Source organism: Pseudomonas sp. 21LCFQ010, from assembly GCF_024129905.1.
Classification (GTDB): domain Bacteria; phylum Pseudomonadota; class Gammaproteobacteria; order Pseudomonadales; family Pseudomonadaceae; genus Aquipseudomonas.
In genome coordinates this window covers 167,238-191,973 of record NZ_JAMYDZ010000002.1, presented here as the reverse complement: position 1 = coordinate 191,973, position 24,736 = coordinate 167,238, and the positions used below count along the sequence as shown (strand labels likewise).

The window sequence follows — 24,736 nt, the reverse complement described above, 5'->3', positions numbered from 1 at the left end:
ACAAACGATAAGCATTGCCAATTGCAATAATGGGCAGGTTCGAAATAGGCGGATCACTGCAAAAACAAATAGCAATAATTCCTGACGGAGATGTTATATTGTATCTATAACGATCAGGAACCCTCGCAATGTCCTCCCGCACACTCGCCTCTTTTGCCGGCTTCGCCTTTGGCGTGCTCGGCGCGCCGCTGTACGCCGCAGACCCCATTGAACTCGATAGCGTGACGGTCACCGCCGATCACGAATACGAAACCGCGACCAGTGCGGTGAAAGGCTATCGCGCCACGCGCTCAGCCACGGCGACCAAGACTGACACGGCGATCAAGGACATCCCGCAGTCGATCAGCGTGGTGCCGGCCAGCGTGCTCAAGGATTTGGGCACCACCCAGGTGGAGCGTGCGCTGGATTACGCCGGCGGTGTGTCGAAGCAGAACAACTTCGGCGGCCTGACCCTCTACGAGTACAGCATCCGCGGCTTTACCACCTCGGAGTTCTACAAGGATGGCTTCAGCGCCAACCGCGGCTACCCCGCCACCCCGGACGCCGCCAACATCGAGCGGATCGAAGTGCTCAAGGGGCCTGCGGCCAGCCTGTATGGCCGTGGCGATCCGGGCGGCACCGTGAACATGGTCACCAAGCAGCCGCAACAGCAAGCCTTCACCACCCTGCAGGCCAGCGCCGGCAGTTGGGATCGCTACCGCACCGCGCTGGACGTCAACACCCCGCTTGATGCCGACGGCAAACTGCTGAGCCGGGTCAACCTGGCGGTGGAAGACAATCACAGCTTCCGCGACCACGTCGAGAGCCATCGGGTGTTCGTCGCCCCGTCGCTGCGCTGGGAGCTTGACCCTGACACCACGCTGCTGGTGCAGACCGAGTTCGTCCGCCACGACTCGATCTTCGACCGTGGCATTGTTGCGCCCAACAACCGCTGGAGCGGTGTATCGCGTTCGACCTTCCTGGGTGAACCGAACGACAAGATCGACAACGACAACAACATGATCCAGGCCGCGCTGGACCATAAGCTCAACGACAGTTGGTCGGTGCGCCTGGCCAGCCATTACAAGCAGGGTGAACTGTCGGGTTTCGCCAGTGAATCACGGCCGCTGAACGCCGATGGCCGGACGGTCAACCGCCGTTACCGCGAGCGCGACATGAACTGGCACGACAGCATTACCCAACTGGAACTGCGCGGTTTCTTCGACACCGGTGCCCTGCAGCATGAAGTGCTGATCGGCACCGAATACGAGAATTACCGCAAGAACGAACGGGTCACCGCCATCGCCGGCAGCCCTTACGCGATCGACATCTACAACCCGGTCTACGGCCAGGCCAAACCGACGGGCGCGCGTTCCGGCACCGACTTTTTCGAGCACGTAGAAAGCCGAGCACTGAACCTGCAAGACCAGATCATCTTCACCGACAAGCTACGTGGCATGATCGGCGCGCGCTACGAGCACTTCGACCAGCAGATCGACAACTACGCCGGCAACGCCACCCAGCAGCAACGCCATGATGCGTTCACCCAGCGCGCCGGCCTGCTCTACCAATTGACCCCGCAAGTCGGTCTGTTCGCCAACGCCTCGACCTCGTTCAAGCCCAACAACGGACTGGATGCGGCGGGCAAGAGCTTCGATCCGGAAGAAGGGGTCGGGTACGAGGCCGGGATCAAGGCTGAACTGTTCGACCAGCGTCTGAGCACCACCCTGGCAGCGTTCCATATCGAGAAGGAAAACGTCCTGGCGCTGGACCCTGGCAGCGACACCAGCCGCGCCATTGGCAAGGCGCGCAGCCAGGGCCTGGACCTGCAATTGAGCGGCCAGCTCACCGACGCGATCCGGGTCATCGGCGCCTTCGCGTACGTGGATGCCGAGGTCACCAAAGGCGACCGCAGCATCCCGGCCGGCAGCCGCATTCTCGGGGTGGCCAAGCGCAGTGGCAGCCTGTTGGGGGTGTATGAGTTCCAGGAAGGCCTGCTGCGCGGTTCAGATGTCGGCGCAGCCTTCAGCTATGTGGGCGACCGTTCAGGTGAAGCGGGCACTTCGTTCGAGCTGCCGGCTTACCACACCGTTGACCTGCTGGCCCACTACAAGGCCACCGACAACGTCACTGTGGGCCTGAACCTGAACAACATCTTTGACGAAAAATATTACGAGCGCTCCTACAGCAACTACTGGATTGCCCCCGGCGAACCTCGTAATTTCACCGTCAGCCTCACCCTTAACCTCTGATCAACAACAAAAAAGGATTCATCATGCGCGTGACTCACTCTCTGCTGGCCTTGAGCGTCATCAGTGCGGCGCTGTTTGCCGGGCAGGCTGGTGCCCATGGTCTGTGGACCGAACAACGCCGCGGCAATATCGAAGTGGTCTACGGCCATGGCGCTGAAGACAACGCCTTCAAGGCGCAAAAAGTCGCCGGGGCCTGGGCGTACGACCTGGCCGGCAAGCAGATTCCGGTGACCGTCGAGCGGCTGGACGACCACGCCCGCCTCAAGCCGCTCAAGCCTGCGGCGGTGATGACCGTGGCGCTGGACAACGGCATGTGGACGCGCAACAAGGACAAGAAATGGATCAACGAAGGCCGTAGCAAAGTGCCCGGCGGCACCGACTCGATTCACACTTTCAAGTACAGCCTGGCGATCTATGAGCATGACGCCAAACTGCCGAATCTGGACAAGCTGAAGATGGTCATCGTGCCGCAGGCCGACCCGCTGGAAGTTGGTCCGGGCAAGCCACTGCCGGTGCAGGTGCTGATCGACGGCAAACCGGCCGCCGGTATCAAGCTGTTTGGTGACTACCGCAGCGAACCGGACACAGTCAGCGCCGAAACCGATGCTGAAGGCCGCGCCAACGTGATCATCCGCAACGAAGGCCTGAACATCATCGCCGCTGAAGCGACCTTGCCGGTCAAGGGCGACGCGGATATCGAAGCACGCGGGCTGTTCACCTCCCTGACCTTCGTGGGTGAAGAGCACCACGACTGATTGACCCGCGTTATCTGCCCGGCGAACCTGCCGGGCAGCTTCGGCCTGTGGCTATCCCTGCCCCCATGACAAGCGCTGCGCAGAGCCCTGACAGCCTTGAATCACCCTGTTACAAACAAGTAACAAGATGTTGTTGTGCCTTGCTGCGATCACTGCGATAACGGGAATCATTGTCAGTTACGTCATTCGACGAGTGGCTCCACTGCCCGCTTTCTCAACCTGATCGACAAGGATCGACCATGCGCCTCAAACCCTCCCTGCTCGCCCTGAGCCTGATCGGCAGCACTCTGTTCACAGCCCAGGCCAGCGCCCACGGTCTGTGGACCGAGCAACGCCGTGGCAATATCGAAGTGGTCTTTGGCGAAGGCGCTGAAGACACCGCTTACAAGCCGGCACAAGTGACCGCTGGCTGGGCCTGGGACAAGACCGGCAAACCGGTTGCCGTGACCATTGAGCCGCAGACTGATCACGCCCGCCTCAAGCCGGCTGGCGAAGCAGCCGCAGTGGCAACTGAACTGGACCTGGGGGTGTACACCAAGGGCAAGGATGGCAAATGGGTCAACCAGCCGCTGTCCAAAGTCCCCGGGGGCAGCGACGCCGTGCAGGCCCGCAAATACAGCCTGGCGATCATTGATCACGTGAAACTGCCAGCGCTGGACGCCCTGAAACTGGTCATCGTGCCCCAGGCCGACCCGCTGGAAATCGGCGTTGGCAAACCACTGCCGGTCAAAGTGCTGCTTGACGGCAAACCCGCCGCCGGCATCAAACTGATCCCGGACTACCGCAGCGCGCCGGATGAAACCAGCGGCGAAACCGACGCCCAGGGCAATGCTCAGGTGGTGGTACGTAACGCCGGCCTGAACGTCATCGCCGCACAGACCAGCGTTGAAGTCAAAGGCAACGCCGACTACAGCAAACGCGCGCTGTTCACCTCGCTGACGTTCGTGGGTGAAGAACACCACGATTGATGCCCAGGGCGCATTGATTGCGCCTGCGCGGGGTCACCCGCCGCGCGATCCTTGCAGAAGCGACCTTGGTCTGGGCGGCACTCCGACGAAGGCGGCGTGAAACCCAGCGCTAATGTGCTGATTTCACCGGCCCTTTCGCGAGCAAGCTCGCTCCCTCAGGCAGCAACAAGGCAGTGAAGCATACCGCCTTAACTGATCGGCATTAGTCCTGCGGGGCCGCTGTCTTCGCGAGCAACCGGAGCACCGGGGGCTGACGTGCTACAAAAACCGCTTTTGATGATCAGCCGTCGGCAACAGGCACTGGTCGTACTTGCCAAACCAACGATAACGGTTTCGCGCAATCCAGTCGTAACCGATATCGCGCAGCCGTACCGGCAGCCACCTGAACACCCCAAGCAGCGGCCAGCCACCCGGCAACTGCCGCAGCACCTCGAAAAACGCGTCAGAGCGCAGCCAACAGTGCCGGTCGCGGATTACTGCCATGGTCTCGAAGCGATCCAGCGGTAAACCGGCCCAGGCCAACAGCGCCTGCCCTTCGGGCGATTGCACGGTGGCCAGCCGCACACGCTGGCGCTGATCGTAGCGGATCAGAAACCTCGCCCAACCGTTGCACAGCTTGCACACCCCATCGAACAGCACGACGGTTTCTCCTGGCGCCAAGAGTGGCGCCGGTTCAGAGCGCAGCAGAACGTTGGGCATCGACAGATCCTTCACAAGATGATGCAGCGCCTCACCTTACTCCACGCGCCGCTTGCCAGGCCAGCGCAGGTTCTGAAACAGCGCTTGCCAATTACATTAGCGCTAATGTAGTTTTCACGCATTGCCCAAGGAGGCCCGCATGCCTGAGAAAAAACAACCCGGCCTGGGTGAACTGCTGCGCTATGTCAACGAACTGGTAGAGCACGGCGCGGAACACCACTACCAGCAGATGGGCCTGGACTACCGGGCGCGCTTCACGCCGGTGCTGCGTGCCATTCAGGCCGGCGCCAGCACCGTGACGCAGATTACCGCCCACAGTCACCTGACCCAGGGCGCGATCAGCCAGACGGTGGGCCAGATGGAGAGCGAGGGCCTGATTGCTCGCCAGCGTCTGGCAGATGCGCGTATGAGCCGCATCGAGCTGACCGCCCACGGCCAGCAGTTGATCGCCCGCCTTGAGCAGCACTGGTCAACCACTTTTCAGGTCATCGAAGACCTCGAACAGGAGATCGGCTATCCGCTGTGTCAGGCACTGCAACACGCCGCTCGGGCGCTGGAGCAAAAAGGCTTTGCCCAGCGGCTGACAGAACTGAAACTCAACCACTGCGCAGGAAAAACACTCAATGAGCAATAACTGGTTCGATCAGGGCGCGGCTGATTACTCGCGTTATCGGCCTCACTACCCTGCTGCACTGAGCGAGTACCTGGCCAGCCTCGCGCCGAACCGGACCCTGGCGGTGGACGTCGGTTGCGGCAATGGCCAGCTCACTCAGCAACTGGCCGGGCATTTTTCGCAGGTCGCAGGGTTCGACCCCAGCGCCGAGCAGATCGCCCACACCGTGGCGCATAGCAATATCACTTACCAATGCGCCCCGGCCGAAAGCATTCCGCTGCCCGACCACAGTGCCAGCCTGATCACTGCCGCCCAGGCCGCGCACTGGTTCGACCTGCCGGTGTTCTACAACGAGGTACGGCGCATTGCCGAGCGGGATGCGGTGCTGGCGCTGATCAGCTATGGCGTGCTGGGTCTTGAAGGCGAATTGGGCAAGCGCTTTGCGCAGTTCTACTGGCAAGAAATCGGCCCGTACTGGCCGGCCGAGCGCAAGCTGGTCGACGAGGGTTACCAGACCCTGGCGTTTCCCTTCGAGCCGGTCACTACACCTGCCTTGAGCATCAAACTGGACTGGGACTTGCCCGCGTTTCTGGGCTATGTCTCGACCTGGTCGGCGGTGCGCAAGGCCCAACAGGACGCTCAACAGGACCTGCTGCTGCGCTTTGCCCAAGACTTGGCGGCCATGTGGGGCGATGCAACCAACACCAGAACCATCAGTTGGCCGATCAATATGCGGGTGGGCAAGGTGTTGTCATAGAATCCGCACCTGCCAGATACTGGCTGCACGCACGTTTGAGACAGCCTGCCCATGCCTGTGACACTGGAACATCTGACCCGCATCGCGCACATCGAGTGCTCGAAGGTAACAGCGCAGAACACCGGCTACCCGAAACATACCCATGAAGAGTATGTCATCAGCGCCAACCTGCGCGGTCACGAACGGATCTGGTTCGACGGTCGCCAGCAGCAGGTCAGTCCGGGTCAGGTCACGTTGTACAACCCCATGACCATTCAGGCGTCGGAGTTTACCGCCGAGGGGGTGCAGTTCATCAGCCTGCACCTTGACGCACAGACGCTGCACTCGGCACTCAGCGAAACCGCCAGCACGCATGCCCTGCCGATTCTGCACGAAGGCGCGCTGAGCGATACCGCACTGTTCGGTGCCATCACCGGGCTTTATCAGTGCCTCGACACGCTTGATGTTGAAGAAGCGTTGCTGAGCCTGGTCAGCGAGCTGGCGCGGCTCACGACGTCGGCCGCCAGGCCAGAGGAGCCGGCGCGCGTCGGGCAGTTGATCCGCTTCATGCAGGCCAACCTCAATGAACCGCTTGAACTCGAAGACCTCTGCGCCGAAGCCAACGTGTCAAAGTTTCATCTGGTGCGCAGCTTCAAGGCCGCCGCGCAGTTGCCGCCCATGCAGTATTTCCAGCAGTTGCGCCTGATCGAAGCCCGCAAGCGTCTACGCCATGGCGAGCCGCCGGCACGGGTTGCCGCAGAGCTGGGCTTTTTCGATCAGGCCCATCTAAGCAACGCCTTCCGTAAAGTGATGGGCGCATCGCCGCTGGGCTACAGCTCGATGCTTGCTGGCGGTGAAGCCGGGAAAAACTCCAGGTAGCCGGTGAGCACGACGTAAACGGCAAAGTAAGCAAAGATCAGCGCCGAGCCGATGTAGGTGTACTTCATCAGCCGCGGCCCCAGCAGCCGCCCACCCTGTGCCGCCAGCAGGCACAACGCGCATGCCCAGAACACCCCGGCAGTGAAGAACCCGCCGAGGAACAGGCCGGCGCCGGTCATGTCGGCGCCTTGCCGGGCGATGATTGCGCCGCCCACTGCAGCGAACCACAGGATTGCGCTGGGCGACGACATCGCCAGGATGATGCCGCGAGAAAACAGCGCCAGGTTGCTCCGGCCCCACTGATCACCCGCCGCCTGCAGGTTGTCTGCACGCACGTTCAGGGCGCTGCGCAGCATCTTCACACACAGGTAACCGAGCACCAGCGAACCACCGAGCCACAGCACCCAGCGCACCCACTCGATCTGCAACAGGACAGCCATCCCGGCCATGGCCAACACCGCGTAGAGCAGATCACCGACACAGGTGCCGATGCCCAGCCATACGCCCTGGGAAAAACCGCGCTGCATCGCCAGATTGATCATCGCCATATTGGCCAGGCCAATCTCCAGGCACAGCGAAAGGCTGAGCAAAAAACCGTTACCAAATTCCATCATCGTTTCCTTGAACAACTGCCAGACAGGCGCCCGCCGTGAACGTGCAGGATCAGCGCAGCGCCATCAAAACAGCCTGCCCAGGACAAGTCTTGGAAAAAATTGCTCAGTGAAGCACCCAGGCGCTTATATCAGTAGAAATAGGCCAGGCGAAACTGCAACGAATGGTCGATCTTGACCCCTTCACGAATCGAAGTATCCCGCTGCACTTGCCCCAACACCTGTAACTGATTACTGAGCATGGTCGCCACGGTAAAACCTACAGTGCCGTTATCGTGACGGCTTGCCAGTGTGCGCCCGTCCAGTGTTTCCCTGGCGCCCCAGTTATGCCGGTAAGACAGCGCCGCGTAGGTTTGCGGGGTGAAGTTGTAGCGCAAGTGGTTGTGCAGTTGCAGCAACGGCTCTTTCTTTGCGTCAGTGGAACGCTGATTGTCATAGAACTCGGTCTCGGCGATCACGTCCCAGGTGATGCGGTCGGTCAGGCCCTTGATATAGCCGACCTGCAGGTCCAGTGCCCAGCGGTTATTGCTCAAGGCAAAGCCCTGGTTCTTGTCTGCGCCGGTGGGGGCAGTGACGAAGACCGACCAGCCGAGATGTTCATTACGCGCCGGATCAGCAATGGTCCACACCGTGCCACCGAAGGTAATGTCGCCGATGCCTGTGTTGGTACTGTCAGTCAGACCGACTTGCTGACGCCCGAACGGGATCACGATCTGCGGATCCCAGGTGTAGCCTGTACCAAAGAAGTCTGTGAAGTGGATCAGGCGCAACACACCCACGGTCATTTTCAGTCCCAGGTCATCGGCAACTTTTTCGCCACCGGAATACTGCGCCTCACCCCGCGGATTCTGTTGATAGAGCACGACGGCGTTGGTGCCCTTCGGTAATGCGGTGTAATCACCGGGGTCGGGACGCACATCCGCCTGGACGAACTGAGCCGCCATCAGCAAGCCAAAACTTGCACACGAGCAAGAGCCAATGTTTCTCATGACAAACCTCATTTATTGTTATGGTTAGTTGTCATCGCGCACACATACCCCGGCACGTTTACATGTACCAAGAGGCCATGAAGTTGCTTGATCAGTTATTTAAAATTTGACGGCCGTGACAGTGCGCTCAGGGAAACTGGCCATCACCCTGATAACAAGGTGATGGTTATCCCCTGCGACACACCGGCTTACCGTGATATTAAACAACCAATCAGAAGTGCCTGTTTGACCCGCGCGGCCACGATTGTTGGCATTTTCTGCCAATCCGGTGGCCAGCTACATCAACCCCGGCGTACCTCACTGGGCGTCACGCCATAACGCGCCTTGAAAGAGCGGGCAAAGTGCGCCTGGCTAGAGAACCCGTTGCAATAGGCAATTTCAGCCACACCCAAACGCGCGCCCATAGGCGAAGCGAGCATTTGCCGGGCACGGGCCAGGCGCTTTTCCAGCAAGTAACGGCCTGGCGCCCCGCCTTCCTGGGCGAACAACCGCGCCAAGTGGCGACTGGAGACCCCGGTGGCCGCCGCGACCTGCTCGCAACTGAGCGCCGGGTCATCAAGGTGCTGCTGAATATACTGTTTGGCAGCCAGCAGGTAGGCCGCGCTCAGCGCGCTGGCCCGGTGCTCGCCGGCGTGGTCGCTGATGATGCTGGCCAGCAGGTCGTAAGTCTCCGTCTGGAAGCGAGCGGCCTGTTCATGACTGGGGGCATCGAAAAAGCCATCGACACGCTCACCCAATGAGCGAACCAGCAAGCGTTGCACCGGACTTTCGGCGCCCACTCTGACCGCGCCCTGCAAATCACGCAGGCAGTGTTCGGCGAAGTCACTGGCCGGCATATCGAAGATGAACAAACGCATCGGCCCGGAAAAACCAAACAGGTAAGGTTTGTCATTTCGATAAAGCAACAGGTCACCGGGCTGTAACAGCAGACAATTGTCGCCCTGGTAAAAGAACGACTGACTGTGCTGCACCAAAGCGACAAAGATGGACTCGCTGGGCGTCGACCGAATCATCGGCAGGCTGCGTTCGACCACATGTTCATTGCCGTCGATGCGCGCCAGCCGTAATCGATCAAGACACAGGTTGTCTTGGGTGGCCGTCAATCCTGTCTGAGCAAAGGACGAACACTTGAGGCCAACCAGAATCGACGCATTGTAGTCATCCCAAAAAGCCAGGCGTTGCTCGACCGGTATATCGAGGGTGCTGGCTCGCCGTGTTTCAAGCACTGTCGTGGCAGGCATTTTATTGTTCTCTGTATGGCAGGGCATCGAAGCCGCAACCACATGATTAACATGTGAACATTCAAGCGTCAACGGTCACACTTTTACCCTTTCCAGCCTTTCTGAAACCGATGTCAGGAAACCACAAACATCCTGACCGTTCAGATCAAACCCCGATTTCGGGCCGCAGATAGAGTTTGTCTGGCCCTGACAAGACCGGGAAAAACCATGCTCACCACCTTGCGACAGCGCGCTGCCCGGCCACCCTGAGCACGCCCTTGAGCTAGACGATTTTCTGCCTCTGTGACTGGCCCCTGGCCTGGAGAACGACATGGCGTATAAAAATAATACCGCCCGCTATGAAAACACTTTGCTGTGCATCCTGTTCCTGACTTTCGGCTTCGTCTTTTTCGATCGTCTGGCGCTGTCTTTTCTGTTTCCGTTCATGCAGCAGGAGCTGCAACTGAACAACAGCCACTTGGGAATGCTGTCTTCGGTACTGGCGCTGGCCTGGGCGATTTCCGGGCTGGTGGTCGGTGCCTGGTCCGACCGCCACGGCAAGCGCAAGCCGGTGCTGATCGTGGCGGTTATTCTGTTTTCACTGTGTTCGGCAGTGTCCGGGCTGGTCGGAGGTTTCCTCAGCCTGCTGCTGTTTCGCGCCATCATGGGGCTGGCCGAAGGGCCGATCCTGCCGTTGTCGCAATCGCTGATGGTCGAGGCGTCATCGCCGCATCGGCGCGGCCTGAACATGGGCCTGCTGCAAGGCTCGGCCGCCGGCCTGCTCGGCGCGGTGGTCGGCCCGCCAGTGCTGGTGGCCCTGGCCGAGGCATTCGGCTGGCGTCACGCGTTCATCGTTTCGCTGCTGCCTGGGCTGCTGATCGCCTGGCTGATCTGGCGCTACGTAAAACCTGACGAACCACGCCCGGCGGCGCAGCCCACCAACAGCGACACCGGCAAAGTCAGCATTTTTGCCCTGTTGAAGATCCGCAACATCATGCTCTGCACGTTGATCAGCTGCACCTTCGTCACCTGGTTCGTGGTGCTGATCTCCTTCACCCCGACCTTTCTGGTCAGCATCCGTGGCTTCAGTGCCAGCACCATGGGCACCCTGATGAGTTGCCTGGGCGTCGCCTGGGTGATCTGGGGCTTCGGCGTGGCGGCGATCTCCGACCGGCTCGGCCGTCGTCCGACCCTGGTGATTTTTTCGCTGCTGGCGGCAGCCTGCCCGATTGCGCTGCTGTATGCGCCCGACGCCATCAGCCTCGGTGCACTGCTGGTGTTGACCTACACCGGGCTGGGCTGCTTCACCCTGTTCATGGCCACCATTCCGGCAGAGACCGTGGCACGCGGCAGCATCGCCACCGCGCTGGGCCTGATCATGGGCCTTGGCGAACTGATTGGCGGCTTCGTGGCCCCGACCATCGCCGGCTTTGCCGCTGACCGCTTCGGCCTGTCAATCATCATGTGGATCTCCTGCGGCGGCGCGCTGCTGGCCGGTTTGCTGTCGCTGTTTCTGCAAGAAACCGCACCCGCCGTGCTGGCCCGCAAAAACCTTGCGGGCGCTCTGCCCGCCAAGACAGGCCAGGCCTGATACCCGACCCAGACCAGAAAAAACGTGAAGCCCGCGCGCGCGTGCGGGCTTCACCAGCACTTGGCATTATGAGGTACACCCTATGACCACCCTCACTCAACGCAGCTTCGACTACATCGTAATCGGCGCAGGTTCCGCCGGCTGCGTACTGGCCAACCGACTGTCAGCCGACCCATCGGTTTCAGTCTGCCTGGTGGAAGCCGGCCCCAGCGACCGCACCCCGCTGCCGGCCGGCTACATCCGCACACCCGCCGGGATCATCCGCCTGATCGCCAACCCGAAGTGGAACTGGATGCACCGCTTCGCGCCGCAGAACGGCGTCACCAACCCCGTAATCCCCTGCCCGCGCGGCAAGGTCTGGGGTGGCTCCAGCGCAATCAACGGGATGATCTACATCCGTGGTGACCGCAATGACTATGACCGCTGGGCCGCTGCGGGCAACCGTGGCTGGAGCTACGATGAGTTGCTGGCGTACTTTCGCCGCAGCGAACACTTCGAGCCGGGCGAGTCGCAATGGCATGGCCGTGGTGGCGAACTCAACGTCGCCGAGCAGCGCAGCCCAAGCCCGGTCAATCAGGTGTTCTATGAGGCCGCCGCCGAGCTGGGCTGGCCTTACAACGCCGACTTCAACGGCGAGCAACAGGAAGGCATCGGCCCGTTCCATGTCACCCAGATCAACGGCGAACGCTGCAGCGCCTCCAGAGCGTTTCTGCATCCGATCCTGCAACGCCGCAACCTGACCATTCTCAGCAGCACCCTGACCCATCGGGTACTGCTGGAGGGCAAACGGGCGACCGGCGTCGAAGTCAGCCACAACGGTGAGGTGATAAAACTGCTGGCCAACCGTGAAGTGATTCTCAGCGCCGGCGCGATCAACTCACCACAGTTGTTGCTGCTGTCCGGTATCGGCCCGGCTGCCGAACTGGCCCGTCACGGCATTGCGCAACAGCACGAACTGCCCGGTGTCGGGGAAAACCTGCAGGACCATCAGGACGTGGTGCTGATGTACCGCTCAGATGCCGAGCTGGGCTACGGGCTCAGCAGCAAAGGCATCGGCAGGCTCGCGCTGTCGCCATTGCAGTACCTGTTTGGCCGCCGTGGGCCGATGACTTCGAACACCGTAGAGTCCGGTGGTTTTCTGCGCCTGGACCCACAAGCCGCCACACCGGAAATCGGCGTAATCGTCGCCCCGGCGCTGAAAAACCAGCCGCAGCGCGTCATTCCGGTCGGTCACGGTATCAGCCTGCATGTGGCAGTGATGCACCCGCGCAGCCGCGGGCGGATCGGCCTGAACTCACCAGACCCGCATGACAAACCGCTGATCGAAGCCAACTTCCTCAGCGACCCGGCAGACCTCGACACGCTGGTTCAGGGCGTGCAGTTGATCCGCAAACTGGTCGCCACCGAGAGTTTTGCCCGACACCTCAAGGGCGAACTGGTGCCCGGCCCGCAGGTCACCAGCCGCAGCCAGATCGAAACCTGGATTCGCGCCAACCTGGGCACGGTGTTCCACCCGGTCGGCACCTGCAAGATGGGCCACGACGACCTGGCGGTGGTCGACGATCAACTGCGCGTACACGGGCTTGAGGGCCTGCGGGTGGCCGATGCCTCGATCATGCCGACGCTGATCACCGGCAACACCAATGCCCCGGCGATCATGATCGGCGAGAAAGCGGCCGATCTGTTGTTGGGCAAGTCGATTGCTTGAGGCGATTTGGGCGGCGGGCACGTGTGTTCTGTTCAGCGCCGGCTTGCCTGCTGCCTGCACCTGGGGCGCTGGCGAGGCATATGCCGGACGCTATTGCAGGATAACGCTCAAGCCAGCCAACTCGTCGCCGATACTGTGCGCAACCTTGCAACTGTGACCAACATGCCCAAACGAACACGCCTGCTGCTGGTATTGCTCGGCCTCAGCGCAATGCTGTACATCGCCGTGCAAGTCGACTGGTCTGTGCCAGGCCGCTACTACCGCAATTACCAGCATGTCCAGGCGATGCTGGCCCGCAAGGATCAGCTCGACAGTGCAGTGGCCAGGTTGCGTGCGCGCTACGGCGAAAGCGCAAACATGAGTTTCGCTGTCAGCTTCGACTTGCAGGGCACCTTCACCCAGGTTGTCCAGGTCACTCGTGAATGCGGAGAACTGGACGACCACAGCTTCCTCGACGACGCCAGGCAGTTGTTCAAGGAAGCTGGACTCGGCAGGATCGACCGCCTCGAATACCGCTATGGCTGTGATCAGCCACTGAGCTTTGGCATGACCGTCCAAGCCTTCAATCAGAGCTTCATCAGCGCACTCAAAGAGCACAGTTGGTGTCGCGAGATCACGCCGTCGCAGGCCTTTAGCCAGGCCAGGCTGGACCAGCCGTCTCAGCTGTGGACAGACAAGAATGCAGCGATACAGGCGCAACTGGACTCAGACGGCGACGGTTCGATAACCCGTGGGCGCTGGTACAGTGCCTTGGCACCGCTCAACGATGGCCAAGCGCAATATCGGATGATGCTGTGCACCACGCGGGCTGTGATTCGGGTCCTGGAACCTGGGCTGGATAAAGCGCAGGTCCTTAAACTGATCAGCGAAGTGCATAGCGAAGGCCCAGACAGTCAGGCAGTCGAGGTGGGCCGCTATAGATTCTCCGGCGCTACCCGACCAATGGGGTTCAACGTCAGCCGGGTGCGCAAGGATTAGCCGCCGCGTGAGCGGCATTGGCGACACCAGCGAACGCCATGCAAGACGCTATCGCTGCGCCACGAACTACTGAGTTTTTTTCACAAAGACATGAAAACGCCCCCTACTAATCAGCAGACTCGCGGACAGTCAACATAGCGGTCACCGGGAACAGCAGCCACAACCGGTAGCGGTTCTGGCTGGCCTGACCTTTGACTCCTGCTTGATAAGGTGCACTGACTGTGAGTAGTTCTTTAACGATTACCCAAGCCAACTCCAATCCCCTGCCTGTTGCCGGCAAACCCCGCGCGCGGCTGGCGGCCATCGGTATTTTTCTCGCCTCACTCGGCCTGCTTTCCCTGCCAGCCGGTTCCGCTCTTGCCGCGCAGGCACTGAAGGCCCCGGCGATCCCCGCAGGCGCTGATAACTTTTATAACAGCGCCAGCGTCACCGTGCAGAAAGTGACGTTCAAGAACCAGTACAACATGCAGGTCACCGGCAATCTGGTGACACCGAAAAACCTTGATCGCAAGGCCAAGGCACCCGCCATCATCGTCGGCCATCCCATGGGCGCGGTGAAAGAGCAAAGCGCCATGCTCTACGCGCAGAAACTGGCTGAGCAAGGCTTCGTAACCCTGGCCATTGATCTGCCGTTCTGGGGCGAAAGCGAGGGCCAGCCGCGCAATCTGGTGGCTCCCGAGCTGTACACCGAAGCGTTCAGCGCAGCGGTCGATTACCTGGGCACAAGTGACCTCGTTGACCGTGACCGTATCGGTGTATTAGGCATTTGTGGCAGTGGCAGTTTCTCGATCAGCGCGGCCAAACTCGACCCGCGCCTGAAAGCCGTTGCCACCGTCAGCATGTACGACATGGGTGCCGTTACCCGCCATGGCCTGCAGCACTCCGTGACCCTGGACCAGCGCAAGGCGTTGCTCGCCAAAGCGGCCGAACAGCGCTACACCGAGTACACCACCGGCAAGGGCATTTTCCTTGATTACCTGCCCGCGCAGGCGGATGCCGAGACCGACCCGATAACCCGCGAGTTCTGGGAGTTCTACCGCACGCCACGCGGGGCGGCCACCCCGCAAGGCATGACGCTGGAGCAAACCCAGAACCGCATGCTGAGCAGCGAAATCCGTTTCATGAATTTCTACCCGTTTAACGATATAGAAACGATTTCACCACGCCCGATGCTGTTCATCACAGGTGATCAGGCACACTCCAGGGAGTTCAGCGAAGACGCCTTCCAGCGCGCTGCCGAACCCAAGGAGCTTTACTACGTCAAGGGTGCCGGGCACGTCGATCTGTATGACCGTGCCGACCTGATTCCCTGGGAAAAACTGACCGGCTTTTATCAGCGCAATCTCAAGTGACCGCCTCGGTGCTCCGCTCGGGGCACCGTTGTACAGGGCTCGCCAGTGACGATCAGGGTGTGTAGCGCAACGCTTGCACCAGAGCCGCGAACGCTGGCGAGGCCTGCCTTCGATTCGGGTAATACAGGTGGAACCCCTGAAATGTCGGGCACCACTGCGGCAGCACTTCGATGAGTCGGCCATCGGCAAGGTAAGGCGCGACCAGCTCTTGCGGGACATAGCCGATGCCGATTCCATCCAGAGCTGCATTGAGTACGTGAACAATGCTGTTGAACACCAGCGGTCCTTCGCCCTTGACTGTGAAGGGCTTGCCGTCTCGCTCGAACTCCCAGGCGTAGATCGATCCGGACGGCCGGTGACGAATATTGATGCAGGTGTGCTTCATCAAGTCGTAGGGCGTGGCCGGCGCGGGGTTACGTTCGAAGTAAGCCGGCGTGGCGACCAGCGACAGTCGCCAGTCTGGCCCGATGCGCACCGCAATCATGTCCTTGCTGATGGACTCCCCGAGGCGAATGCCAGCATCAAAACGTTCTTCCACCACATTGGTGAAGCCATAGTCGACGAACAATTCCAGTACGATGTCCGGGTATTGCTCAGTGAACCGCTTGAGCTTCGACCTCACGCACAACTCAATCGAATCGTCCGTACAGGTGATACGGATGGTCCCGCGCGGCGTCTCGCGCAAATCGTTCAACGCCTCAACCTCGGCAGCGATCTGCTCGAACAACGGTGCGACGGAACGCATCAACCTGTCACCGGCTTCGGTCGTCGAGACATTGCGCGTCGTACGCGACAACAGCCGCACGCCCAGCCGCTCTTCAAGCCCCCGCAACGTGTGGCTGAGCGCCGAAGGCGTGACACCCAGTTTGACCGCTGCTTTGGTAAAGCTCTGATCGCGGGCAACGGCCACGAAGGCTTGTAGATCGTTGATTTTGTGCCGGCTCATTCTTGAATTTTTCTCAGTAACTCATAAAAACCATACCTACTAATCATGCCAATGCCGATACGTCAACATGGCCTTGAACGATCAGCCGTGGCCTCAGCCGGCGGCTGAATACTTTTCGGCAAGCCATTTCGTGAATAACGGTTACGAGTGACGTCAATGAACAACCCAAGCATCGAGCCGGTCCACGAGGACCTGTCCGCCCCACAGGCACCGGCACACTGGAGCGGCGTATGGGCCATGACCCTGTGCGTCTTTGCGCTGATCGCCTCAGAGTTCATGCCCGTGAGCCTGCTGACGCCCATCGCGACCGAACTGGGCGTCAGCGAGGGCCTGGCCGGTTATGGCATCGCCATTTCCGGCACCTTTGCGGTGCTGACCAGCCTGTCCATCTCATGGATCGCTGGCGCCATGAACCGCAAGACGCTGTTGCTGCTGCTGACCGCACTGATGTGTGTGTCAGGACTGGTGGTGGCGCTGGCCAGCAACTACATCATGTACATGGTCGGGCGCGCCCTGATCGGCGTGGTGATTGGCGGCTTCTGGTCGATGTCGGCAGCTGTCGCCATGCGTCTGGTGCCTGCCGAAAACGTGCCCCGTGCCTTGGCGATCTTCAACAGCGGCAATGCCCTGGCGACCATCGTCGCCGCCCCTCTGGGCAGCTATCTGGGCGGTATCATCGGTTGGCGCGGTGCGTTTTTCTGCCTTGTTCCGGTCGGGCTGATCGCCCTGATCTGGCAATGGATCAGCCTGCCAGCGATGCAGGCTGCGCCTCGGGCGAGAGGATCGGCCAATGTATTCACGCTGCTGGGCAATCCACTGGTGGCGCTGGGCATGCTCGCGGTGGGCCTGTTCTTTATGGGCCAGTTCGAACTGTTCACCTACATTCGTCCGTTCCTGGAAACCGTGCCCCGCGTTGATGTACCCACCTTGTCGACGATGTTGCTGGCACTGGGTATCGCCGGCTTCATAGGCACCCTGCTCATCGGTTCATTCATCAAACAAGGCCTGTATCGAACCCTGATCGTCATCCCTTTGCTGATGGCTGGACTGGGCATTGGCTTGGTGGCATTCGGGAATTCGGTTGCGATGGTCTTCGTGCTGCTCGCCTTATGGGGCCTGGTCGCCACCGCCGCGCCGGTGGGCTGGTGGTCATGGCTGGCTCAATCGGTACCGTTTGATGCCGAAGCAGGCGGCGGGCTGATGGTGGCGGTGATCCAGCTCTCTATTGCTCTGGGTTCCACGCTGGGGGGTGTGCTGTTCGATACCCAGGGCTATCAAACCACCTTCGTTGCCGCAGCCATTGTGCTGACTGCTTCGGCTGCCGTGACGTTGGCCGCCGCCCGCATCAACGCCTCCCAAAATCCGCTACGCGGCCAGATACCTGATTGCCCATAACACCGCCATCCCGACCGCCAGGGTCAGCACCGTACTGCGGGTCTTCCAGGCCACCAGCGCAGCGATGACGGCGGCCGGGATTTGCGGGTTGCTGATATCGATGCTGCTCTGGCCTGCCGGGTAGACCACCGCTGGCAACGCCAGCGCGGCCATGACACTGGCGGGCACGTACAGCAGTGCCCGCGTGAACAGCGCCGGAACCTGCCAGCGGCCTTGCAGCTCGATGAAACACAGGCGGATGGCAAAGGTGCCGATACCGACGGCGGCGAACATCACCCACATGGTCAGCTCGCTCATTGAGCCTCCTCGGTCGCAGGTGCTGGGCTCTTGCCCGACGCATTGGTCAACCGCTCGATCCACAGCCCGGCCACGATGCCGCCCAGCGAGGCGACGATCAGCCCCAGGTTATACGGCAACCTCACCAGCCACACCGCCAGCAGGCCACCGACCACCGCCGCGGCCAGGCTCGGTTTGCTGCGAATGCCGGGCACCAGCAGGGCCAGGAACGACAACGGGATGGCAAAGCCCAGCGACCAGTTTTCCGGAATGCTCGCGCCGACATACACCCCTGCCACCACCGAGAGCATCCAGGCCAGCCACATGGCGACCGCGGTGCCAGCGTAGAACGGAAACAGATACGGCCCCAGTTCACCGGAAAAAGCCTTCAGGCTGCACAGCGCAAAAGACTGGTCAGACAAGAGATAAGCCGACGGCCAGGACCAGCGCCGCGGCAAATGCTGCAGGTGCGGTGCAAAGGTGGCGCCATACATGATGAAGCGCAGGTTGATGATCCACGCGGTGACCACGATGGCGATCGGCACCACCCCGCTGTGCATCAGTTGCAGCACTGCCATCTGTGCGGAACCGGAATAGAACATCGCGGCCATGCCCAGAGTGGTCGCCGGTGACAACCCCATATTGATCGCGGTCACGCCCGTCACCAGGCCAAAGGGAATCACCCCCGGCGTCAGTGGCAACAGTACGCGCACCCCGTGCATGAAGGCATGTCTGGCCGAGGGGTAAGGCATCGGTTTTTCCTTTTTATGTGGGCACAGTCACCCGCGCCGGGTTATCGCGGCAGTTGCAAGGCTGGGCATGGAATAGGCTGCACGGGACGTGGTGCGTTAGAGTGTAGGGCCCGGCGGCTGGCCGGCGGAATCGACTTTTTATGCAGATAAACAGGTAGTTTTTGTTATGCGCGAAGGCTCTCAGACTGATCTGGCATTGCTGAAAATGCCCTCGTTCAAGGCCATGCGTTCGTTTGTCGCCGCCGCCCGGTATCGCAGTTTTACCCGCGCCGCCGATGCCCTGTGTGTGACCCAGGCGGCGATCAGTCGGCAGATTCGTGACCTTGAGCTGCACCTGGGCACTGACTTGTTCGTACGCAGCGGCCGGGACCTGCGCCTGACCCCTGCCGGCACGTTGCTGTTTGATTCGGCGCAGCTCTCGCTGCTCAATATCTTCCACACCACCGAGCGGATTCGTCGCCAGACCAGTGATAAAGACACCCTGACGCTGTGTTGCACCCATGCATTTTCATCGATGTTTTTGGCACACCGGCTCACGGATTTCCTCGCCAGCAATAACGACGTCGGCCTGAACGTCATCACCACCGAACGCTTCCAGGATATCGAGCCTGGGATCGAACCCGATGTTTTCGTCACCCAGGCGCTGGATGAGCGGCCGGGCTATCTGCGCGTGCCGCTGTTTCATGTCGTCGTTTACCCGGTCTGCAGCCCGGCCTACCTTGAAGCTCAACCGCAATTACCGACCTTGCAAGGCATGCGTGACAGTGCGTTGCTGGACCTTGACCCTTATGGCCGTTCGCAGCTGACCGAGCAGTTCGACTGGAACGCCTGGTTTGCCTGGTTCGCGCAGGACCTGGCGGGTGCTGCGACGCCTCGGCCAGCGGCGTTCAGCAGCAATGACTACAACCTGCTGATCCAGATGGCCCTGAACGGCCACGGGATTGCGCTGGGCTGGGATCACCTGGTCAAACCGCTGATTGCCCAAGGCCGCCTGGTCCGTCCGGTGAGCGAGCAAGTGGTGTTGCGCGATGAAGTCCACTATCTGGTGATCAACGAAAACAAAGCCCAGGTGCCAGCCTGTCAGCGGCTGACTGAGTGGTTGCTCGAGCAATTCAAATGAGCGCGGTCATCCTCACCGGTTTCAGCCCACTCGTAACCATAGCCCGGTAGCGTCATCGCTGGCCTTGAAACGCGGATAGCGCAGGCAAGCCGCGTCTTGGCGTTCAATGTCGCGCAGTTGCCGGGCCAGAGGCGCCAGCCCGTGCTGCAGAACCTGAGCGACGAAGCCGGCAGGGTCATAAGCCTGGTAGGTATCGAACAATGCCGCGAAGCCGTCGCTGAGCAGCAGCAGGTCGTCGCCCTGCGCCACCGGCACCCGTACATATTCAGTGTTGATCCGGGCATGCCCGGCATCGATACCCAGCACCGCCTTGGGCCGCTCGCGGGCCGCACGGCGGTCGGCCAGGACTTCGGGACTGCGCACCGCTGCGGCTCCGGTGCCCGGCCCCAGTGCTGCGGCCTCGGCGCGCTCGCGCTCGCGGTCGGGTTGCGGGGTCAGAAAGGCGATACCCGCAGCGCTGCGGTGCAGCACGATGCAGTCGGCCATGAAGCCACACACCAGCGAGTCGCCCTCGATGGCCACGGCGGCAAACGCTGCACGCGGCAGTTCCCAGCCGGCCAGCGGCTCGCGCCGCCGCTCACCTTCATAGGCGCCCGCCACGGTGTCGAACACCTGGGCGCAGATGTCGGTTAACGAGCCATTCGCCGCTGCGAACGCCCGATGCGCAGTATCCGCCAGCCAGGCGGCCCCGCCGCGCGCGCCCAGCAACCCGGCAGGACCAAGGTCGGTGGCACCGTCGATGACCCAGGCATGGCGCTCGGCGCTGCCGGCGCGGTCATCATTGGCGACGTTCAGCCTGCCAGCCAGGCTGATGGATTCGATCAGGTCCAGATGCATCGGGATGGGTCTCCGGAAAAACAAGGCGCGAGTCTAGACCACGCGATGGCCGGGATGTTCGAGGCGCTAGCCCTTCATCAAGTCATTCATGGCCTTGAACGCGATCGCGTCGCGGGCGAAGTTGAAGGTGCCTTGCTCTCTGACTTCTTGGGCCGCACGCAGCAGGCCGCCCAGCGCGGCTCTGGCAAAGGAGCTGCCCAGACTGATGCGGCGTACCCCCACCTCGGCCAACTGCGCCACGCTGTAGGCGGCGCCAGACAGGCCCATCACGACATTGACCGGTTTATTGACTGACTCGCAGAGGGTTTTGATCGATTGCAGATCAGGCAGGCACGGTGCATACAGCACATCGGCGCCGGCCTTTTCGAAGGCCTGTAGCCGGCGAATGGTGTCGTCCAGGTCCTGGATGCCGAAGCTGTAGTTCTCGGCGCGGGCCACCAGGGTGAACGGGAATGCCAATGCCCTGGCGGCTTCGGCGGCGGCGCTGATGCGCTCTACCGCGTGGTTGAAGTCGTACACGGTTTGGCCCTTGCGCCCTGCGCCGTCTTCGATCGAGCCGCCCACCAGTCCGGCCTCGGCCGCCAGGCCGATGGTGCGCGCGACCGCGTCGGGCGAGTCAGCGAAGCCGTTTTCAAGGTCGGCGCTGACCGGCAGTTCAGTGGCCTGCACAATGGCCTTGGCGTTTTCCAGAATCTGCTCGCGCGACAACAAGCCCTCGGTATCGCGCACGCCCAGGCTGAAGGCAAGACCGGCGCTGCTGGTCGCCAGCGCCTCAAAGCCCAGCGAGGCCAGCAACCGTGCGCTGCCGGCGTCCCAGGGGTTGGCCAGAATCAGCGGCTCATTACGCTCGTGCAACCCCTTGAACACCTGGGCTTTGGTTGATTGACACATGTTTGCCTCCTCCACTGATGAGCCGTCCCAGGGCGCAGGATAGCGCAGTGCCCAGCCGCGCTGGCTGACACTACGGCACTGATCGCCTTGGCGGTGGTCGAAACCGGGTTATTTGTTCCTGATCTGCCAACAGATCGGCCAGGCACCCCGGAGAATTTCGTGTCCAAACAGTCCAAAACACTCCTGTCCTTGTTGCTCGCCGTCAGCGTTCTGAGTGGCTGCGCACACTCTTCTAACGCGCCAAACGCCAGCGCGTTGCCAAGCAGCGATAAACATGCGCTTGTCGGAATCTGGGCCATGCAGCCGTTGAACAACGGCATCGCCAACGTCACCGAATTCCGGGCTGACGGCAAAGCGCTGCTGTATCCGTTCAACTGCAGTGACAGGCAGGCGCAGCAGCCCGAGGTGTCCACTTACACGGTGGCGGACAACGGCCAGTCGATTCATATCGCATCTGCGCAAGAAAGCTTTGACCTTAAAGTTCTGGCCTTCGCCCCCAAAGCCATGCAGCTCGCCATGCAGGTTGCCGATCAGCAGTTGACGTTCGATTACGTCAAGGTCGACAAGGTCGCGCCACTGTGCGCGCTGCCGTCCGGGGCCGCCGCCGAACAGGCACGCCAGTCGCCCTACCAGGCCAGCGACTTTGTCGCCGCGCCGCAGTTGCCGGCGCACCCACGCATGCAGCGCTACCTGGGCACGTGGGCAATCGGCGATGTCGTGGAGCTGGAGATCCGCCGCGACCCGCAAGGCAAGGCTTATCTGTATCACGCCAGCAACCCCAACTGGCACTACCTGTACAACGATGTGCGCTGGATCGGCGATGCCCTGCATTTTCAGAGCTACAGCTACTCGGACAAACCCGAGCTGTTCAGCCACCCCAGCCACAAGTCACCGACCCAGGTGATTCTGCAGCCAACGCCTGACGGCAAGCTGCGTTACCTGTTGACGATCGAAGGGCGGGTGTTCGAAGAGACGCTGACCCGGGCCAAGTGAGCAACCGATGAGCCGACCGGCCATGCCATGCTGGCGGGCATGGCCGGCCACACGATCCACAGCCGGCAGCTGGCTAAACTGGCTGTTACCGAATGTGTAATAGCGCCCATTGGGCTGAACTAAAGCAGCGCCCCGACGATCCATTCCCATGCCCGACGCTATCGAGCCCCGCCCTGGAATGTGAACGATAAGGAGCGCCACCCGTGACCGTACCCGACCATCCCCCGTACCACGCAACCCCCGGCCCGCTTCACGGCATCCTGCTGGGCGGCAGCGTTGCGCTGTTTCTCGGCGCCTTGCTCAACGATATCGCCTATTACAACACCACGCAGATCCAGTGGAGCAATTTCGCCGCCTGGCTGATTGCCGGTGGCTTGCTGTTTGCAGGTCTTGCCGGCCTGTTTGCCATTACCAACCTGCTACGCGCCCCGCACAAGGGCGGCCGCCCGCTGGCGTACCTGCTGGTGCTGCTGGCCACTTGGCTGCTGGGCCTGCTCAATGCCTTCGAACACGCCAAGGATGCCTGGGCGGTCATGCCGACCGGGCTGGTACTGTCCGTGATTGTCACCCTGCTGGCCGTGGTATCGGCCTGGATTGCCTTCAGTAACCTGCGCACGGAGGTGGCACGATGAAACCGATGCCTGTCCTGACTATTCTCGGCATGACCGTGCTGCTCAGTGCCTGTGGCGGCGAAGCTGACAGCACCCAGGCCCGCGGCCCGGACCCGAAGCTGCCGGAGCCGCAGCGCGGCCTGCTGCCGAGCATGAAAATCGCCGAGCCAGCCGAATGGGGCAGCGAGAAGCCCACGGTGCCGGAAGGCTTCAGCATCACCGCGATTGCCACGGACCTGAAGATTCCGCGCCAGACGCTGGTACTGCCCAACGGCGATATCCTGATCGCCGAGGGCCGTGGCGGCAACGCCGCCAAACTCAAGCCCAAAGACGTGATCGCCGGCTACATCAAGGCCCAGGGCAATACCAAGGTCAAAGGCGGCAACCGGTTGACCCTGCTGCGCGATGCCGACGGTGACGGCCAGTTTGAGGTGCAGACGGTGTTTGCCGACAACCTCAACGCGCCCTACGGCCTGGCCTTTGCCGATGGCAAGCTGTACGTCGCCAACCAGGACGCGCTGGTGCGTTTCGACTATCAGGATGGCCAGACCAAAGCCAGCGGGGCGCCGGTCAAGCTCACCGACCTGCCCTCGGCGATCAACCATCACTGGACCAAAGCGATGACCATCAGCCCTGACGGGCGCTATCTGTACGTGGGCATCGGCTCGAACAGCAACGTGACCGAGCGCGGCATGGAAGTGGAGATCGACCGCGCCATGGTCTGGCAGATCGATGCTGAAACCGGCGCGCACAAACCCTACGCCACCGGCCTGCGCAACCCCACAGCCCTGGCCGTCCAGCCAGGCACCGGTAAACTCTGGACGGTGGTCAATGAGCGCGACGAACTTGGCCCGGACCTGGTTCCCGACTACCTGACCTCGGTACAGCAAGGCGGTTTCTACGGCTGGCCATGGAGCTACTGGGGCCAGAACGTCGACACCCGCGCCCAGCCACAGAACCCGGAAAAAGTCGCTGCGGCGATCAAACCCGACTACAGCCTGGGCTCACACGTCGCCGCGCTGGGCCTGGATTTTTCCATTGCAGCGATGGGCGAACGCTTTGCCAACGGCGTGTTCGTGGGCGAGCACGGCAGTTGGAACCGCGACAACCCGGTGGGCTACAAAGTGATCTTCGTGCCATTCAAGGACGGTCGTCCGGCCGGTGAACCGATAGACTTTGCCACCGGTTTCCGGGGTAACGACGGCAAGACCCGCGGCCGCCCGGTAGGTGTAACGGTAGACCCGCGCGGCGCACTGATCATTGCCGATGACCTGGCCAATACCGTGTGGCGGGTGACGCGTAATCAGTAGGGCCGACCGGGCTGCGATCCGCTTTAGCCGCAATACTGTCCACTTAGACCGGTGGGAGCAGCCGGCCGGCGCTCCGGTTGCTGTGGTCCGGCATCCCGGCGAAGGCAGCGGTACATTCGCAGCAGATGCTGTGACTTTACTGGCCTCTTCGCGAGCAGAGCTCGCTCCCACCGGGGGCATACAGTACCTAAGTGACCAGTATTGGCTTTAGCCGCAATACTGTTCAGATAAGCACTGCATGCCTTTGTGGGAGCGACCTTGGTCTGAGCGGCACT

Annotated in this window: 24 protein-coding genes; 15 read left to right on the top strand and 9 right to left on the bottom strand. The window is 61.4% G+C overall.

Features of this window, described 5'->3' with window-relative positions:
• Positions 1-128 precede the first annotated feature (128 nt).
• The 3 genes from NJC38_RS03690 (at position 129) to NJC38_RS03680 (ending at position 3,954) form a co-directional block, all read left to right on the top strand.
• Positions 129-2,231: a TonB-dependent siderophore receptor gene (locus tag NJC38_RS03690; protein WP_253111677.1), complete on the top strand. Its 2,103-nt coding sequence runs from the start codon at positions 129-131 to the stop codon at positions 2,229-2,231.
• A gap of 23 nt (positions 2,232-2,254) precedes the next feature.
• Positions 2,255-2,986, top strand: a complete 732-nt coding sequence (locus NJC38_RS03685; protein WP_253111676.1) for a DUF4198 domain-containing protein — start codon at positions 2,255-2,257, stop codon at positions 2,984-2,986.
• Between the two features lie 239 nt (positions 2,987-3,225).
• Entirely contained in the window at positions 3,226-3,954 is a 729-nt protein-coding gene (locus tag NJC38_RS03680; protein WP_253111675.1) for a DUF4198 domain-containing protein, read from the top strand.
• A 258-nt stretch (positions 3,955-4,212) separates the two neighbouring features.
• Here NJC38_RS03680 and NJC38_RS03675 read toward each other — a convergent pair whose 3' ends face one another.
• A complete protein-coding gene (locus NJC38_RS03675; protein WP_253111674.1) occupies positions 4,213-4,653 on the bottom strand; it encodes a thiol-disulfide oxidoreductase DCC family protein in 441 nt (146 codons plus the stop codon).
• Between the two features lie 139 nt (positions 4,654-4,792).
• On the opposite strand from NJC38_RS03675, the gene NJC38_RS03670 reads away from it, so the two are divergent.
• The 3 genes from NJC38_RS03670 to NJC38_RS03660 are packed head-to-tail and all read left to right on the top strand — an operon-like array spanning position 4,793 to position 6,881.
• Positions 4,793-5,287 carry a MarR family transcriptional regulator gene (locus tag NJC38_RS03670; protein ID WP_253111673.1) on the top strand — a complete coding sequence of 165 codons (495 nt, stop codon included), beginning with the start codon at positions 4,793-4,795 and terminating at the stop codon, positions 5,285-5,287.
• On the top strand, positions 5,277-6,023 hold the full coding sequence (locus tag NJC38_RS03665; RefSeq protein ID WP_253111672.1) for a class I SAM-dependent methyltransferase: 747 nt from the start codon (positions 5,277-5,279) through the stop codon (positions 6,021-6,023). Before NJC38_RS03670 ends, NJC38_RS03665 begins: the two co-directional genes overlap by 11 nt.
• A 51-nt stretch (positions 6,024-6,074) precedes the next feature.
• Entirely contained in the window at positions 6,075-6,881 is an 807-nt protein-coding gene (locus NJC38_RS03660; protein ID WP_253111671.1) for an AraC family transcriptional regulator, read from the top strand.
• Here the strand turns inward: NJC38_RS03660 and NJC38_RS03655 are convergent.
• The 3 genes from NJC38_RS03655 to NJC38_RS03645 all read right to left on the bottom strand — a co-directional run bounded on the left by NJC38_RS03655 (position 6,833) and on the right by NJC38_RS03645 (position 9,722).
• Positions 6,833-7,492, bottom strand: coding sequence for a LysE family transporter (locus tag NJC38_RS03655; RefSeq protein ID WP_144403339.1), 660 nt, complete (start codon positions 7,490-7,492; stop codon positions 6,833-6,835). The genes NJC38_RS03660 and NJC38_RS03655 overlap by 49 nt on opposite strands.
• Positions 7,493-7,623: 131 nt before the next feature.
• Positions 7,624-8,481 carry a transporter gene (locus NJC38_RS03650; protein ID WP_253111670.1) on the bottom strand — a complete coding sequence of 286 codons (858 nt, stop codon included), beginning with the start codon at positions 8,479-8,481 and terminating at the stop codon, positions 7,624-7,626.
• A 281-nt stretch (positions 8,482-8,762) separates the two neighbouring features.
• The gene (locus NJC38_RS03645; RefSeq protein WP_253111669.1) at positions 8,763-9,722 is read right to left on the bottom strand and encodes an AraC family transcriptional regulator; all 960 of its coding nucleotides are present in this window, start codon (positions 9,720-9,722) and stop codon (positions 8,763-8,765) included.
• A 310-nt stretch (positions 9,723-10,032) separates the two neighbouring features.
• Between NJC38_RS03645 and NJC38_RS03640 the strand changes: the two genes are divergently transcribed.
• The 4 genes from NJC38_RS03640 to NJC38_RS03625 all read left to right on the top strand — a co-directional run bounded on the left by NJC38_RS03640 (position 10,033) and on the right by NJC38_RS03625 (position 15,330).
• The gene (locus NJC38_RS03640) at positions 10,033-11,292 is read left to right on the top strand and encodes an MFS transporter (protein ID WP_253111668.1); all 1,260 of its coding nucleotides are present in this window, start codon (positions 10,033-10,035) and stop codon (positions 11,290-11,292) included.
• Between the two features lie 82 nt (positions 11,293-11,374).
• Complete coding sequence (locus NJC38_RS03635; RefSeq protein ID WP_253111667.1) at positions 11,375-13,000, top strand: GMC family oxidoreductase N-terminal domain-containing protein; 1,626 nt, start codon at positions 11,375-11,377, stop codon at positions 12,998-13,000.
• Positions 13,001-13,162: 162 nt separating this feature from the next.
• Positions 13,163-13,978 (top strand): hypothetical protein, encoded by an 816-nt coding sequence (locus NJC38_RS03630; protein WP_253111666.1) that lies wholly within the window; start codon positions 13,163-13,165, stop codon positions 13,976-13,978.
• Positions 13,979-14,316: 338 nt separating this feature from the next.
• Complete coding sequence (locus NJC38_RS03625) at positions 14,317-15,330, top strand: alpha/beta hydrolase (RefSeq protein WP_253111855.1); 1,014 nt, start codon at positions 14,317-14,319, stop codon at positions 15,328-15,330.
• Between the two features lie 52 nt (positions 15,331-15,382).
• Here the strand turns inward: NJC38_RS03625 and NJC38_RS03620 are convergent, their stop codons facing one another.
• The gene (locus tag NJC38_RS03620; protein WP_253111665.1) at positions 15,383-16,276 is read right to left on the bottom strand and encodes a LysR family transcriptional regulator; all 894 of its coding nucleotides are present in this window, start codon (positions 16,274-16,276) and stop codon (positions 15,383-15,385) included.
• A 156-nt stretch (positions 16,277-16,432) separates the two neighbouring features.
• Between NJC38_RS03620 and NJC38_RS03615 the strand changes: the two genes are divergently transcribed.
• Positions 16,433-17,671: an MFS transporter gene (locus NJC38_RS03615; RefSeq protein WP_253111664.1), complete on the top strand. Its 1,239-nt coding sequence runs from the start codon at positions 16,433-16,435 to the stop codon at positions 17,669-17,671.
• Here NJC38_RS03615 and NJC38_RS03610 read toward each other — a convergent pair.
• Positions 17,642-17,968 (bottom strand): AzlD domain-containing protein, encoded by a 327-nt coding sequence (locus tag NJC38_RS03610; RefSeq protein ID WP_253111663.1) that lies wholly within the window; start codon positions 17,966-17,968, stop codon positions 17,642-17,644. The genes NJC38_RS03615 and NJC38_RS03610 overlap by 30 nt on opposite strands.
• Positions 17,965-18,699 (bottom strand): AzlC family ABC transporter permease, encoded by a 735-nt coding sequence (locus tag NJC38_RS03605; RefSeq protein ID WP_253111662.1) that lies wholly within the window; start codon positions 18,697-18,699, stop codon positions 17,965-17,967. The genes NJC38_RS03610 and NJC38_RS03605 overlap by 4 nt, the downstream gene beginning before the upstream one ends.
• 166 nt (positions 18,700-18,865) lie before the next feature.
• Between NJC38_RS03605 and NJC38_RS03600 the strand changes: the two genes are divergently transcribed.
• Positions 18,866-19,819 carry a LysR substrate-binding domain-containing protein gene (locus tag NJC38_RS03600; RefSeq protein WP_253111661.1) on the top strand — a complete coding sequence of 318 codons (954 nt, stop codon included), beginning with the start codon at positions 18,866-18,868 and terminating at the stop codon, positions 19,817-19,819.
• 21 nt (positions 19,820-19,840) lie between these two features.
• Here the strand turns inward: NJC38_RS03600 and NJC38_RS03595 are convergent, their stop codons facing one another.
• Both NJC38_RS03595 and NJC38_RS03590 read right to left on the bottom strand, forming a co-directional pair.
• Positions 19,841-20,656, bottom strand: coding sequence for a protein phosphatase 2C domain-containing protein (locus NJC38_RS03595; protein ID WP_253111660.1), 816 nt, complete (start codon positions 20,654-20,656; stop codon positions 19,841-19,843).
• Between the two features lie 66 nt (positions 20,657-20,722).
• On the bottom strand, positions 20,723-21,547 hold the full coding sequence (locus tag NJC38_RS03590) for an isocitrate lyase/phosphoenolpyruvate mutase family protein (protein WP_253111655.1): 825 nt from the start codon (positions 21,545-21,547) through the stop codon (positions 20,723-20,725).
• A gap of 297 nt (positions 21,548-21,844) precedes the next feature.
• Between NJC38_RS03590 and NJC38_RS03585 the strand changes: the two genes are divergently transcribed.
• The 3 genes from NJC38_RS03585 to NJC38_RS03575 all read left to right on the top strand — a co-directional run bounded on the left by NJC38_RS03585 (position 21,845) and on the right by NJC38_RS03575 (position 24,461).
• On the top strand, positions 21,845-22,540 hold the full coding sequence (locus NJC38_RS03585; RefSeq protein ID WP_253111653.1) for a hypothetical protein: 696 nt from the start codon (positions 21,845-21,847) through the stop codon (positions 22,538-22,540).
• A 203-nt stretch (positions 22,541-22,743) separates the two neighbouring features.
• Complete coding sequence (locus NJC38_RS03580) at positions 22,744-23,172, top strand: DUF2231 domain-containing protein (protein ID WP_045492549.1); 429 nt, start codon at positions 22,744-22,746, stop codon at positions 23,170-23,172.
• Positions 23,169-24,461 (top strand): sorbosone dehydrogenase family protein, encoded by a 1,293-nt coding sequence (locus NJC38_RS03575; protein ID WP_253111651.1) that lies wholly within the window; start codon positions 23,169-23,171, stop codon positions 24,459-24,461. The genes NJC38_RS03580 and NJC38_RS03575 overlap by 4 nt, the downstream gene beginning before the upstream one ends.
• The last annotated feature ends 275 nt before the right edge of the window (positions 24,462-24,736 follow it).

Coding starts and splice junctions, on each gene's coding strand:
- NJC38_RS03600 (WP_253111661.1), top strand. CDS start 18,866: ATGCGCGAAGGCTCTCAGACTGATCTGGCATTGCTGAAAATGCCCTCG.
- NJC38_RS03605 (WP_253111662.1), bottom strand. CDS start 18,699: ATGCCTTACCCCTCGGCCAGACATGCCTTCATGCACGGGGTGCGCGTA.
- NJC38_RS03660 (WP_253111671.1), top strand. CDS start 6,075: ATGCCTGTGACACTGGAACATCTGACCCGCATCGCGCACATCGAGTGC.
- NJC38_RS03675 (WP_253111674.1), bottom strand. CDS start 4,653: ATGCCCAACGTTCTGCTGCGCTCTGAACCGGCGCCACTCTTGGCGCCA.
- NJC38_RS03620 (WP_253111665.1), bottom strand. CDS start 16,276: ATGAGCCGGCACAAAATCAACGATCTACAAGCCTTCGTGGCCGTTGCC.
- NJC38_RS03650 (WP_253111670.1), bottom strand. CDS start 8,481: ATGAGAAACATTGGCTCTTGCTCGTGTGCAAGTTTTGGCTTGCTGATG.
- NJC38_RS03665 (WP_253111672.1), top strand. CDS start 5,277: ATGAGCAATAACTGGTTCGATCAGGGCGCGGCTGATTACTCGCGTTAT.
- NJC38_RS03635 (WP_253111667.1), top strand. CDS start 11,375: ATGACCACCCTCACTCAACGCAGCTTCGACTACATCGTAATCGGCGCA.
- NJC38_RS03670 (WP_253111673.1), top strand. CDS start 4,793: ATGCCTGAGAAAAAACAACCCGGCCTGGGTGAACTGCTGCGCTATGTC.
- NJC38_RS03610 (WP_253111663.1), bottom strand. CDS start 17,968: ATGAGCGAGCTGACCATGTGGGTGATGTTCGCCGCCGTCGGTATCGGC.
- NJC38_RS03645 (WP_253111669.1), bottom strand. CDS start 9,722: ATGCCTGCCACGACAGTGCTTGAAACACGGCGAGCCAGCACCCTCGAT.
- NJC38_RS03595 (WP_253111660.1), bottom strand. CDS start 20,656: ATGCATCTGGACCTGATCGAATCCATCAGCCTGGCTGGCAGGCTGAAC.
- NJC38_RS03615 (WP_253111664.1), top strand. CDS start 16,433: ATGAACAACCCAAGCATCGAGCCGGTCCACGAGGACCTGTCCGCCCCA.
- NJC38_RS03640 (WP_253111668.1), top strand. CDS start 10,033: ATGGCGTATAAAAATAATACCGCCCGCTATGAAAACACTTTGCTGTGC.
- NJC38_RS03575 (WP_253111651.1), top strand. CDS start 23,169: ATGAAACCGATGCCTGTCCTGACTATTCTCGGCATGACCGTGCTGCTC.
- NJC38_RS03590 (WP_253111655.1), bottom strand. CDS start 21,547: ATGTGTCAATCAACCAAAGCCCAGGTGTTCAAGGGGTTGCACGAGCGT.
- NJC38_RS03685 (WP_253111676.1), top strand. CDS start 2,255: ATGCGCGTGACTCACTCTCTGCTGGCCTTGAGCGTCATCAGTGCGGCG.
- NJC38_RS03690 (WP_253111677.1), top strand. CDS start 129: ATGTCCTCCCGCACACTCGCCTCTTTTGCCGGCTTCGCCTTTGGCGTG.
- NJC38_RS03585 (WP_253111653.1), top strand. CDS start 21,845: ATGCAGCCGTTGAACAACGGCATCGCCAACGTCACCGAATTCCGGGCT.
- NJC38_RS03630 (WP_253111666.1), top strand. CDS start 13,163: ATGCCCAAACGAACACGCCTGCTGCTGGTATTGCTCGGCCTCAGCGCA.
- NJC38_RS03655 (WP_144403339.1), bottom strand. CDS start 7,492: ATGGAATTTGGTAACGGTTTTTTGCTCAGCCTTTCGCTGTGCCTGGAG.
- NJC38_RS03680 (WP_253111675.1), top strand. CDS start 3,226: ATGCGCCTCAAACCCTCCCTGCTCGCCCTGAGCCTGATCGGCAGCACT.